Genomic DNA, 12,182 nt, shown 5'->3' with positions numbered 1-12,182 from the left:
ACTAGCCACTTTTCTGTACGTTGCAGCACGTACCCTCTTCTAGGGGTGAATCGCCACGGATAATCTAGACACTTCCGAGCCGTTGATAATACTGGTTTTCATATTCTGTCGGTGACATCTGATCGCTAGAACCATGCCGACGCTTACTGTTATAAAACATTTCGATGTAATCAAAAATATCGCTGCGGGCTTCTTCCCGCGTTCCGTAGATCTTTTTCTTTATCCGTTCGCGTTTCAACAACTGGAAAAAGCTTTCTGCAACCGCATTATCATGGCAGTTACCGCGACGGCTCATGCTGCCCTCCAGGCCGTGTGATTTCAGGAACGACTGCCACTCATGGCTTGTGTACTGACTGCCCTGATCCGAATGAACCAGCACCTGTTTTTGGGGATTACGCCGCCATACAGCCATCAGCAGTGCGTTCAGGACAATGTCCTTTGTCATCCGGGATTGCATGGACCAGCCGATAATTTTGCGTGAGAACAGATCAACAACCACGGCAAGATACAGCCAGCCTTCGTGGGTCCTGAGTAGAGTAAGAGGCAGGGCGTAGTCGGACTATTTCCCTGCCTCTCCTCCCCGAACCGGACGTGCACCTTTCAGCGCATCCGGCTCTCCATTTAAATGCTGGCGAACGCCATTGCCACTTCTGTAAAGCGCGATGTATACGTGTTTCTGGTCTCCGTCCTCAGATAGGGATTACCTTCGGGTAGCCGCCAGCGGAACAGCTTCTTGCCTTGCCCCACCAACCGGTACAGTATTTCGCCGCTGAGCTTGCCGTGATTGGTTTTACCAAATAAAACCCACGTTTTGCTCTGACCCGGTTTCGGTGATTTACACCACCACCTCATCAGGGAAGCGATACCTGTACGGTATTTGCGGGCCAGCCAGTGAGCCAGCTTCCAGAACACGACACGGTCGATATAACTGAAGACTTTGGCCTTAAAATCAACGAACTGATAGAACATGGCCCAGCCTTTCAGTTTTCGGTTGAGTTGTTCAGCCATATCGACTTTGCTTTCACTGTAGTTGCCTGATAACAGTGCTGTCAGCGATGCGGCGAAGTTTCTGGCTTTCTCCTGCGGGATCGTTGAGACCACTCGCATCTCGCCATAACGACTGCGTTTGCGAATGATCCTGTGCCCCAGAAAGATAAAGCCGTCATTAACATGGGTGATTTTAGTCTTATCCATGTTCAGCCTGAGTTTCAGACTGCCTTCGAGCACACCCCGACACTCCTCCCTGATGGCTTCCGCCTGTGCTTTGGTGCCTTTGACGATGAGGACAAAATCATCGGCATAGCGGCAGTACGCCACCGCGGGTTTCCACTGCCAGTTTTCTCTGACCGCCGTACTTCGGCCCCGTTGGATACTGTTATTCCAGTACCACCGATCTTTTCTGGCTTTCCCGCTCAGGTAGCGCTCATGCAGGTATTGATCGAACTCATTCAGCATGATGTTCGATAATAGCGGCGATATAACACCGCCCTGTGGCACACCTTCACTGGCCGCCCGAAAGAGACCGACATCGATATGTCCCGCCTTGATGGTTTTCCACAGCAGAGTCATGAAACGTGCGTCACTGATCCTGCGGCGTACAGCCTTCATCAGCAGTCGATGATGTACGGTGTCGAAGTAACTGGACAGGTCGCCTTCAATCACCCAGCGTCCCCGGGTTTCACCGCAGTCTGTGAGCTGTAATTTCACCGTGCGGATCGCGTGGTGGACACTGCGCTCAGGCCGGAAGCCATATGAGAGCGTATGAAAATCACTCTCCCATATCGGCTCCATCGCCATCAGCATGGCCCGCTGAACAATACGATCCCGCAACGCGGGGATACCCAGTGGTCGCAGTTTGCCGTTGCTTTTAGGGATGTAAACCCGTCTGGCGGGCAAGGGCTGGTAGTGGCCTGAGAGTAATTCATCCCTGAGGATTTGCAGCTCAACAGCCAGTCTGGCCTGTAGCATTGTTTTGTTCACGCCATCAACGCCGGGGGTATGCGCCCCCTTTGATGAAAGCGTGATCCGCGCCGCTTCAGCCAGCCATTCTGGTTGTGTTATCAGACGCAGCAGCCGTTGAATCCGTAGGGACGGATCGGTGGCTGCCCATGTGGCAAGCTTGCGTTGCATTTCGCTGATTATCAAAGGTCTTCACCTCGTTAGGTCAGTTAATTCACGTCGCAAACACATTCAAACTGCTTCCCTTCGCCATGTAATGGGCTTTCCCCATCGCGGACTACTACGGAAGCTCCGCCAGCCAGCGCGTCATCGGAGCTATGCCCCCTTAACATCCGTCGCTGACCTTCCCCGGTTTACCTGCCTGGACTCAGGCATACTGAGGAGGCTGCCCGTCGCACTCTTTATCCTTGCTTGCCGCAAGTTGGCAGAAGTCAGCAACGCAAGCGTGATAGACGCTGCTGCCCCGGTGTTTCGCATACATGTCAAAACACCTTCGACCGGCAGTGCTTACGTATCACTGCCAGTTCCTCCTGCACGGCCTGTCAGATCACGTAGGCCGTGGTGACGTTTTCAACCCACAGAGGCGGATTAACGGGTTCATGTTCTTCAGCCTTTCAGTACTTAACCTTGAGGATCATCTCGGCTTAGTGATCTCGCCTCAATCCCCGTTGTCAGCGGGTTACATCACCCTGCGGGCATGCCGCAGGTCACTGCCGCTCAGGTTCTCCACCGTCACACCCGGTGGGATTGTTGGGTTTCTCATCGTGAGTTACCGGTTCAATATTCCAGACAGACTCGCGGTTCATTTAAGCATCCATGCCCGCCCTGAACTCCGGGCACACTGTAGGTTATGTCCGTTACCCAACGCTCATCCGGAGCATCCGGATTGAACTGTCGCTGGAGCCTGTTGGGCGACACGATACTGGCCTCGCCTTTACGTGCCCGCGGGCTCCGGTATCCGACCTGAGCCTTTATCCCGACACGTTTCATCAGTCGCCAGACCCGGTTCACTCCGCACTGTTGCCCGCTGTCCCGCAGATCCAGATGGATTTTGCGATAACCATAAACGCATCCCGATTCCAGCCAGAACTGTTTAATCTGTCCTGTCAGTCTCAGGTCTGCCTGATGGCGTTGTGAATGCGGCTGCTGAAGCCAGGCGTAAAAACCACTGGGATGAACATCCAGCACCCGACAGAGCAGGCGAACAGGCCAGCAACAGGTGTTGTCACGGATAAAGGCGTACCTCAGTCGGACAGCTTTGCGAAGTACGCCGCTGTAGATTCAATCTGTCAATGCAACACCCCTTTCAATTATCTCTTTCGGTGTTTTGAACTTCAGTGTCTTTCTCGGTCTGTTGTTTAGCTGAGCAGCAACCAGATCTAGTTCATGTTGAGTATATTGGGCAAGACATGTCTTTTTAGGAAAGTACTGCCGAATTAGCCCATTTGTGTTCTCATTTGTTCCCCGCTGCCAAGGACTCTGAGGATCGCAGAAGTAAACTTTAACGCCGGTGCTGACAGTAAATTCTAGATGTCTGGCCAGTTCCATTCCTCTGTCCCATGTCAGTGATTTTCTGAGTTCTGACGGTAAACTCAGGAATTTGTCGGTAAGAGCCTGATTTACTGAGACAGAATCTTTGCCCCTGAGTCTAAGGATGATCGTATAACGTGATTTTCGGTCTACAAGTGTGGCTATATGGGAGTTTTTTGTACCTGAGACTAAATCGCCCTCCCAATGCCCCAGAGAGCGTCTGTTATCGATATTTCGGGAACGTTCGTGAATTGGTGTTCCGTTCACTATGTTAATCGTACCTCTTTCGCCTTTGCGGGTATGACGCCTGCCATGGCGAAGGCTATGCGACCGTCGCAGATGCTGTATATTCAGGTGGTGTAGCGCTTCACGGCTACGAAAGTACAGCGTTTTATAAATTGTCTCAGGTGATATTCGCAGCGTTTTTTGACGTGGTTTTGTTCGCCTTAACCATCCTGATATTTGCTCTGGAGACCATTTCATCTCCAGCTTTTCCAGAACAAGCTTTCGCAATGGTAAATTTTGATCCAGTAAGCACGGTTTTGGCCTTTTCGCCATTCTGTTGGCTCGGTTATTAGCATCAACAGCTTTGTAATAGCGTCTGCCCCGATTACGCTGAACTTCACGTGAGATCGTCGAAGGACTGCGATTCAGCGCAGTAGCTATCGCACGAATGCTCATTTTGGGTGACAAACCAGCTCGTATCTCCTCGCGCTCAGACAGTGTCAGGTGAGCTACAGCCCGCTTACGCTCATGGGGTTTTATGCCGCCAGTATCCCTTAACATAGTGAAGATCGTTCCGGGTTTTGAACCCAGGATATTCGCTATTTCACTGAAGCCTGTTCCGTTCTTCCATAGTTCAAAAACAGAGGCTTTTTCCTCTGCTGTAAATGTTCGTCTCATTCAAAAAACCTCCGCAACCCCATGTTTTCACATAACTGTTGCGTTGACCAATTGAATCTACAGCGGCTTTTTTTAATATGTCCCGTTCGTCGGTAACCCGCTTCAGCTCTTTCTGGAGACGGCGGATCTCGGCCTGAGCATCTGACTGTTCTTTATTAGTGGAAGGATCCGGACCGTACTTCTTTATCCAGGCGTAAAGGCTGTGGGTGGTGATATCGAGACGTGTTGCAACGCTGGCAACAGAATAACCGCGATCAACAACCTGTTTGACTGCTTCAGTTTTAAACTCTTCGGGATAACGCTTACCGCTCATGGGCACCTCTCTTTAAGCCATCTTAAATGACTCTGAGGTGTCTGTTAAACCTGTGGCGATTCACTTACCTGAACCCAGCTCACCTTCCAGACCAATAATATTGACATCAGGTGTCCTGATGATCTGAGCCACATTCTCTGCAACTTTTTCATGACTGCTGCCTCTAAACATATCCTGGTCAGCGGGTGATTCCGTCTGCAATCGTAGAGTCATTCAGCAATTTCCTTCGTTATAACGTAAGATTCTTTCACTATTAGACACAGTACAGAGCCCACAGCAACCAAATGACTGCAGCCGGGGCAGTTTAGTTTTAAGCATGCATAAGCCGATTTCGATGGAATCCCTTTCACACAATAATATTGAATTGAAGCAATGAAAACATTAATGTGTTTGTTGTGACTAGCTGCAGGGGCCTGGAAGAAATTCCAAAGCCTGACAAACCGGAACAGGGCTTGCTCTGCTCCGGTTTTATCCAGTTCATCTTGAAGCCCTTGTTTTTGTTACATATCCCTGCTCACTCTTTCAGCCATTGTTAAGCTTCTTGTGTGTAATCTGCGAATAATACGGATGCAAAATTGATGCAATGGATTATACATACCTACAGCGCACGTTACGCTGAGCTGAATCGAATTTCAGAGAACGTTCTTCGCTATTACCCTGCCCAGCCAGTTGAACACATTTTATCATCCGGCCCCGAGAGTGACATGTTCTCTGCCTGGTACAGCCTTCATCAGAGTCAAACTAGACGTTATTTACAGGCAAAAGAAGACAGCTACAGAGTTTAAGTCTGACATTATTCGTGGCTGTGTCTGCCTTCGGAGTTTTCAGCTTATCCCGATAACAGCGGTTTTGAAAAATTGACGTTTTTTACACCGGTACATTGCCCGAACGCAATCTCCCCCGTAGCGAAATACCGCCCCGCAGAAAATCGTCCATGCTCGGCATGCCCCTGGAACATCAGCATCTTTTCAATAAAGGTTTTACAGCCTATAGTCTGTATAACACAAAATACACCTTACCTGCTGTATTACAGGGCGGTACTCCCTACTCAGTCTGCGAGGCAGGTCACTTATGAATAATCAGTTCCCGATAAAAACGCTGAACCAGCTCAGACCTGTGCTAATCGGGTTTCGCAAAATCAAGGGCTTCACGCAAAAAGATGTGTCTGAGAGGCTTGGCGTAACGCAGCAAACCTATGCCCGCCTGGAAGCAAACCCTGCTAGCGCCAGTATTGATCGTCTGTACAAGGTATTCAGTATTCTGGGCGTAGAAATAACGCTGTCATCTATTTCCCCTTCACCCTTCATTTCCCACACAGAGATGAGGGGGGCATTTGACAGCACTCCCGCCAGACGGGAGAAATGGTGACTATTAGAAGTTTGCTAGTTTTGTCGAATGACGCCAACTACATGTCCGCATCCATCGAGTAGTGGCTTCAAGCCACGATTGTCACTGCCTCCGCTGCCTTTTTCCAGTAACTCTCTCCTTTTAATTCTAATATTTAGGGGTGTCAACGCAAAGCAGAAACGGCACCTTCTTTGCGAGACAGAAATGACCTGTGATTGCCTGGCCGATTTATGGCAGCTAAGTGCGAGAAGCGGATATAGCGAATTCGCCATTGTACGGGATTAGCAGGTTTACTGAAGCAACCTGCGATGGCGTTATGGCAATAGTCAGTCCCCTGTCCAGTCGGCATAGGTGGCCACCTCGTCACCGCCGGGGATAAACTGATTGAAGCCTCCGCGCAAAATCACTTATTCTTTTCCGTTAATAAAATGCAGGAGCAAAGTCATGACTGGCGAAATTCGTGGGCGAGGCAGGCCACGAAAAACAGAGAGTACCTATACAGATACCCGTAATGACCTGATCCGAAGCGGGCTTGAACTGCTCACGCAGAATGGTTTTCTTTCAACGGGAGTCGATGCCATTGTCAAAAATGCCAGTGTTCCTAAAGGCTCATTTTATTACTATTTCAAGAGCAAAGAAGAGTATGCCCAGACTGTTCTGAGCGCCTATGACAGTTTCTTTGTGCATAAACTCCAAAAACATCTGTATGAATCATCCTTCACACCAATGATGCGTCTGGAAAATTTCATCGACGATGCCTGCGACGGCATTAAAAAGTACAATTTCACCCGGGGCTGTCTGGTTGGCAATATGATGCAGGAGAGTCCGGGTCTTCCACTGTCCTTTATCAAACAGCTCCACGAAATACTTGAGCGCTGGCAGGCGCTTGTGGCGTGCTGTCTGTCCGACGCGTTATCTTCGGGCGAAATCCGTTCCGATATGAATAATACGCAACTGGCGGCCATTTTCTGGAGCAGTTGGGAGGGTGCCGTAATGCGTGCCAAACTTTATTGCTCAACCCAGCCTGTGTACGACTTCTGGAGCTATTTCAAAAAGTCAGTACGCTATCAGCCCTCTAAGGACACGGCTGTTGAAAAGTAAAAAAGGGGCCGCAGCCCCTGATAATAATTATCAAACCCAGGCTGAGCCTGGCTTCCACTTCATTAGCTACACTGAATTACTGCCCGGCCACGAATTCCGCCACTCAGAAGTTTTTCGGCCACATTGATGGCATCACTCAGCGGATAAACGGTGGTCAGGCTATCCAGTCTGGACTCCGGTAAATACTGTACCGCCTGCTGCCAGATCGCCGCTCTTTTTTCCTTCGCGAACATGACACTGTCAATCCCTTTCAGCGTGACGCCACGCAGGATAAACGGAGCCACATTCCCCATTAGTTCCATCCCCTGTGCCATGCCGCAGGCTGCAACAATACTGCCATAACGCACCCCGGCGCATACATTGCAGAGCGTATGGCTACCGACTGTATCAATGGCGGCAGCCCAGCGTTCTTTCTGTAACGGTTTTCCGGGACAGGAGAGCTCGGAACGGTTAATAATCTCGTCCACACCGACCGTTTTATAGAGCCAGGCAGCCTCTTCCGGGCGTCCAGTAGACGCCGTAACGCGGTACCCCATTGATGCAAGGATCATGGCCGCAATGCTCCCGACGCCGCCGCTGGCACCGGTAACAAGTACCGGACCATCTTCAGGCTTAATACCATGATTCAGAAGTGCGTCTACGCACAGCATCGCGGTAAACCCAGCTGTTCCGATTGCCATTACGTGTTTGCCGTTAGCGCCAGCCGGGAGCGGCGTCAGCCAGTCTCCATTTACCCGTGCTTTTTCGGATAGTCCGCCCCAGTGTTTTTCCCCAACACCCCAGCCGGTCAGGAGAACCTTATCTCCGGCCTGATATTCGGGATGTGAACTGGCGGACACTGTACCGGTAAAATCAATGCCGGGCACCATGGGAAAGCGTCGGACGATTGGGCCCCGGCCCGTAATGGCCAGTGCGTCTTTGTAGTTGATGGATGAATAGTCAACATTGACCTCCACATCCCCCTGCGGTAGTTCACTTTCAGCGATTTCAGCAAGTTGCGCACTATAGCGTCCATCTGTTTTGTTGATTAATAAAGATTTAAACACGTTCACCTCGTTTGTCCGGGCGTTTACCGTTCAGTCATTAAGTCGTCAATAAATAATATTGACCGATCGTCTAATAATCAACACTACTATCCCAGTGCTTTGCCAGCATTCAAGAAACATTATTCATTTCATGCACTTAAAGCTGTCTTTTTTGACCGACATCAAACTGTATTCTGGTTTATCTGGTGCAGAGGGAAAATCAGCATCCCTGAAGATACATAGCTAATGCTTCAGAACACGGCTGATGATGCGATAAAACAACCAGGCTTTAATGAGTTAGTCTGAGCGGACCTTCGGCTCAGTAAATAGGTCCGCTCCGTGCCAAGAGCAGACGCTGGTAATTCGGGTAATGGTGCCAACTTACTGATTTAGTGTATGATGGTGTTTTTGAGGTGCTCCAGTGGCTTCTGTTTCTATCAGCTGTCCCTCCTGTTCAGCTACTGAAGGCGTGGTGCGTAACGGTAAAAGTACTGCCGGACATCAGCGCTATCTCTGCTCTCACTGCCGTAAAACATGGCAGCTACAGTTCACTTACACCGTCTCTCAGCCCGGTACACACCAGAAAATTATTGATATGGCCATGAATGGCGTCGGATGTCGCGCCAGTGCACGCATTATGGGCGTTGGCCTCAACACGATTTTACGACACTTAAAAAACTCAGGCCGCAGTCGGTAAACTCACGCATACAACCGGGCAGTGACGTCATTGTTTGCGCGGAAATGGACGAACAGTGGGGTTACGTCGGCGCTAAATCACGCCAGCGCTGGTTGTTTTACGCGTATGACAGGATACGGAGGACGGTTGTGGCGCACGTATTCGGTGAACGCACGTTGGTCACGCTGGAGCGTCTTCTGGGCCTGCTGTCGGCCTTTGAGGTCGTGGTATGGATGACGGATGGCTGGCCGCTTTATGAATCACGCCTGAAGGGAGAACTGCACGTTATCAGCAAGCGATATACGCAGCGCATTGAGCGGCATAACCTGAATCTGAGGCAGCATCTGGCAAGGCTGGGCAGGAAGTCACTGTCGTTCTCAAAATCGGTGGAGCTGCATGACAAAGTCATCGGGCATTATCTGAACATAAAACACTATCAGTAAGTTGGAGTCATTACCGGTGCTCTGATATATTTATTATACTATAGTGGGGTATGTGTTGATCTTAATGTAATACTCCCCTATAGTATAAGAAATACAGAGCAGTGAGGTAAGCAATGCCCAGTACTCCTGAAGAGAAAAAAAAGGTCCTAACCCGGGTTCGCCGTATCCGGGGTCAGATTGATGCTCTGGAAAGAGCACTTGAAAGTGGCGCTGAATGCCGTTCCGTTCTCCAGCAAATCGCCGCCGTCCGGGGCGCCGCTAACGGACTGATGGCAGAGGTGCTGGAGAGCCACATACGGGAAACCTTTGACCAGAATGACAGCTACAGTCATGAAGTCAGTAAATCAGTTGACGATACGATTGAGCTGGTTCGTGCCTATCTTAAATAGGTGAGGCCATTATTACATTGAGGATATATTACGTATGAAATCACGTGCCGCTGTTGCATTTGCACCAGGGAAGCCCCTGGAGATTGTTGAAATTGATGTTGCTCCGCCTAAAAAAGGCGAGGTGCTGATTAAAAACACCCACACAGGTGTCTGCCATACCGATGCCTTTACCCTCTCAGGGAATGACCCTGAGGGCGTTTTCCCGGTGGTTCTCGGCCACGAGGGAGCCGGTATCGTCGTTGAAGTTGGTGAAGGCGTCACCAGTGTGAAGCCGGGTGACCATGTTATTCCGCTCTACACCGCTGAATGCGGGGAGTGTGAATTCTGCCAGTCCGGTAAAACGAACCTCTGTGTATCGGTTCGCGAGACTCAGGGCAAAGGACTGATGCCTGACGGGACCACTCGCTTTTCATACAACGGTCAGCCTCTTTACCACTACATGGGATGTTCCACATTCAGTGAATACACCGTTGTGGCCGAGGTTTCTCTGGCAAAAATTAACCCGGAGGCGAACCATGAACACGTCTGCCTGTTGGGTTGTGGCGTGACTACCGGTATTGGCGCCGTCCATAACACGGCTAAAGTGCAGCCGGGCGATTCAGTTGCCATTTTTGGTCTGGGGGCAATTGGTCTGGCTGCGGTACAGGGGGCCCGTCAGGCAAAAGCGGGACGTATTATCGCTATCGATACTAATCCGACAAAATTTGACCTGGCCCGTCAGTTCGGGGCCACTGACTGCATTAACCCGAATGATTATGACAAACCGATTAAAGATGTTCTGCTGGATATCAACAAGTGGGGTATTGACCATACCTTTGAATGTATCGGTAACGTTAACGTCATGCGTGCAGCGCTGGAAAGTGCTCACCGTGGGTGGGGGCAGTCCGTTGTCATTGGTGTCGCAGGGGCCGGACAGGAGATTTCCACCCGTCCTTTCCAGCTGGTCACCGGGCGCGTATGGAAAGGTTCCGCGTTTGGCGGAGTAAAAGGCCGCACTCAGCTCCCCGGTATGGTCGAGGATGCCATGAAGGGGGATATTGACCTTGAGCCATTTGTAACCCATACGATGACACTGGATGAAATCAATGACGCCTTCGAGCTTATGCATGAAGGCAAATCTATCCGGACAGTGATTCATTACTGATCCCATCAGAATTTTAATCAACTCAAACTGAAGGAAGTGGAAAATGACAACTCCGGTAATTTCTGGTGACGGCATCTTTTCTCATGTGTTCATTGGCGCAGCCGATGTCGAGAAATCCTCCGCATTTTACGATGTCGTCCTGGGCACGCTTGGTATCAATAACCTCGGCCCGTTTGGCAACGGCTGGGTACTCTATGGCCGCGAAAAGCCGGCATTTATCATTGCCCGTCCGGGCAACGGTGAAGCACCTTCCGCTAACGGGGTGACTGTCGGCTTCGCTGCTGCCACCCCGGAAGAGGTTGATGCTTTCCATGCTGCCGGCCTTGCCGCCGGTGGAGCTGATGAAGGTCAACCTGGCCCGCGTGGTCACCTTCCCGGGGCCTATGCTGCCTACCTGCGGGATCCGGCGGGTAACAAAATCACGGCGTATACGTTTATCTGACGTCCGGATTTAAAGATACTTCCCCTGGCTTCGGTCAGGGGAAATAACCATGAGATAACGGCTGATGGAACTCATTGAGCAGCATGCCAGCTCTGGCGGCTGGCAAAACGTGTACCGGCATTATTCACAATCCCTTAATTGTGAAATGAATTTCGGTGTGTATCTTCCTCCCAAAGCAGTAACAGAAAAACTGCCGGTACTATACTGGTTGTCGGGCCTGACCTGTACTGAGCAGAATTTCATCACCAAATCAGGTATGCAGCATTATGCAGCCCGGCATAACGTCATCGTTGTTGTCCCGGATACCAGTCCCCGGGGTAATAATGTCCCGGATGCCGACAGTTACGATCTTGGCCAGGGGGCCGGTTTTTATCTGAACGCGACGGAACAGCCGTGGAATGTTCATTACAGGATGTATGACTATATTCTCAGAGAGCTTCCGGATGTCGTCATGAATCATTTTCCTGCAACGGCAAGAAAATCTATATCCGGTCATTCTATGGGAGGGCTGGGTGCTCTGGTGCTGGCTCTGCGAAATCCTGGTGAATATGTGAGCGTATCAGCATTTTCCCCGATAGTATCGCCTTCTCAGGTGCCATGGGGGCAACAGGCATTTAGCGCTTACCTGGGTGAAAACAGAAAAACGTGGGAAGCCTACGATCCAGTCAGCCTCATTTTACAGGGTGAAAAATTACCAGAAATCTTCATTGATCAGGGGCTGAGTGACGCCTTTTATGAAGAGCAACTGCGCACCAAAATCCTTGAGAGAGTATGCAATGAGATGAACCTCAATGCGTCGTTCCGATATCATACTGGATACGACCACAGCTATTATTTCATTTCCAGCTTTATTGGTGAGCACATTGCTTACCATGCCAACAGGCTCAGGCTGTCAGCATGAGTTGATTTC

At 50.4% G+C, this 12,182-nt stretch carries 11 protein-coding genes and 3 pseudogenes; 7 read left to right on the top strand and 7 right to left on the bottom strand.

Going from position 1 to position 12,182, the window contains the following annotated elements; genetic code table 11:
• Positions 1–64 precede the first annotated feature (64 nt).
• From SK39_RS23745 to SK39_RS27260, 6 genes and pseudogenes are all read right to left on the bottom strand, one after another.
• Positions 65–541, bottom strand: a pseudogene (locus SK39_RS23745) (IS3 family transposase); the annotation flags it as partial.
• Between the two features lie 80 nt (positions 542–621).
• Complete coding sequence (gene ltrA, locus SK39_RS23740; RefSeq protein ID WP_001189111.1) at positions 622–2,130, bottom strand: group II intron reverse transcriptase/maturase; 1,509 nt, start codon at positions 2,128–2,130, stop codon at positions 622–624.
• A gap of 672 nt (positions 2,131–2,802) precedes the next feature.
• Positions 2,803–3,231: pseudogene (locus SK39_RS23735) on the bottom strand (IS3 family transposase); the annotation flags it as partial.
• A 9-nt stretch (positions 3,232–3,240) separates the two neighbouring features.
• Positions 3,241–4,392 carry an IS30-like element IS30 family transposase gene (locus SK39_RS23730; RefSeq protein WP_003029596.1) on the bottom strand — a complete coding sequence of 384 codons (1,152 nt, stop codon included), beginning with the start codon at positions 4,390–4,392 and terminating at the stop codon, positions 3,241–3,243.
• Between the two features lie 64 nt (positions 4,393–4,456).
• Positions 4,457–4,705, bottom strand: a pseudogene (locus tag SK39_RS26960) (transposase); the annotation flags it as partial.
• Positions 4,706–4,765: 60 nt separating this feature from the next.
• A complete protein-coding gene (locus SK39_RS27260; RefSeq protein WP_139156019.1) occupies positions 4,766–4,918 on the bottom strand; it encodes a tRNA (adenosine(37)-N6)-threonylcarbamoyltransferase complex ATPase subunit type 1 TsaE in 153 nt (50 codons plus the stop codon).
• A gap of 858 nt (positions 4,919–5,776) precedes the next feature.
• Here SK39_RS27260 and SK39_RS23720 point away from each other — a divergent pair.
• Positions 5,777–6,073 (top strand): helix-turn-helix transcriptional regulator, encoded by a 297-nt coding sequence (locus SK39_RS23720; RefSeq protein ID WP_017384073.1) that lies wholly within the window; start codon positions 5,777–5,779, stop codon positions 6,071–6,073.
• A 423-nt stretch (positions 6,074–6,496) separates the two neighbouring features.
• Positions 6,497–7,153, top strand: coding sequence for an acrylate utilization transcriptional regulator AcuR (acuR, locus tag SK39_RS23715; RefSeq protein WP_023280966.1), 657 nt, complete (start codon positions 6,497–6,499; stop codon positions 7,151–7,153).
• Between the two features lie 62 nt (positions 7,154–7,215).
• Here the strand turns inward: acuR and acuI are convergent, their stop codons facing one another.
• On the bottom strand, positions 7,216–8,199 hold the full coding sequence (gene acuI, locus SK39_RS23710; RefSeq protein WP_023280857.1) for an acrylyl-CoA reductase (NADPH): 984 nt from the start codon (positions 8,197–8,199) through the stop codon (positions 7,216–7,218).
• Between the two features lie 400 nt (positions 8,200–8,599).
• Here acuI and SK39_RS23700 point away from each other — a divergent pair.
• The 5 genes from SK39_RS23700 to fghA all read left to right on the top strand — a co-directional run bounded on the left by SK39_RS23700 (position 8,600) and on the right by fghA (position 12,173).
• Positions 8,600–9,297 (top strand): IS1 family transposase gene (locus SK39_RS23700; RefSeq protein ID WP_223195083.1). Its coding sequence is split into 2 segments (ribosomal slippage): positions 8,600–8,849 and positions 8,849–9,297, totalling 699 coding nucleotides; the frame shifts between segments, so codons are not numbered across the junction.
• 113 nt (positions 9,298–9,410) lie between these two features.
• Positions 9,411–9,686 (top strand): formaldehyde-responsive transcriptional repressor FrmR, encoded by a 276-nt coding sequence (frmR, locus tag SK39_RS23695; protein ID WP_017384071.1) that lies wholly within the window; start codon positions 9,411–9,413, stop codon positions 9,684–9,686.
• 34 nt (positions 9,687–9,720) lie between these two features.
• Positions 9,721–10,830 carry an S-(hydroxymethyl)glutathione dehydrogenase gene (gene frmA / locus SK39_RS23690; protein ID WP_017384070.1) on the top strand — a complete coding sequence of 370 codons (1,110 nt, stop codon included), beginning with the start codon at positions 9,721–9,723 and terminating at the stop codon, positions 10,828–10,830.
• A 43-nt stretch (positions 10,831–10,873) separates the two neighbouring features.
• Positions 10,874–11,272 (top strand): VOC family protein, encoded by a 399-nt coding sequence (locus SK39_RS23685; RefSeq protein WP_012561111.1) that lies wholly within the window; start codon positions 10,874–10,876, stop codon positions 11,270–11,272.
• 64 nt (positions 11,273–11,336) lie between these two features.
• Entirely contained in the window at positions 11,337–12,173 is an 837-nt protein-coding gene (gene fghA / locus SK39_RS23680) for an S-formylglutathione hydrolase (RefSeq protein WP_012561110.1), read from the top strand.
• Positions 12,174–12,182: the final 9 nt, after the last annotated feature.

Source organism: Citrobacter sp. BIDMC107, from assembly GCF_001037575.1.
Lineage (GTDB): Bacteria > Pseudomonadota > Gammaproteobacteria > Enterobacterales > Enterobacteriaceae > Citrobacter > Citrobacter freundii.
This window is presented reverse-complemented; position numbering and strand designations above follow the sequence as displayed.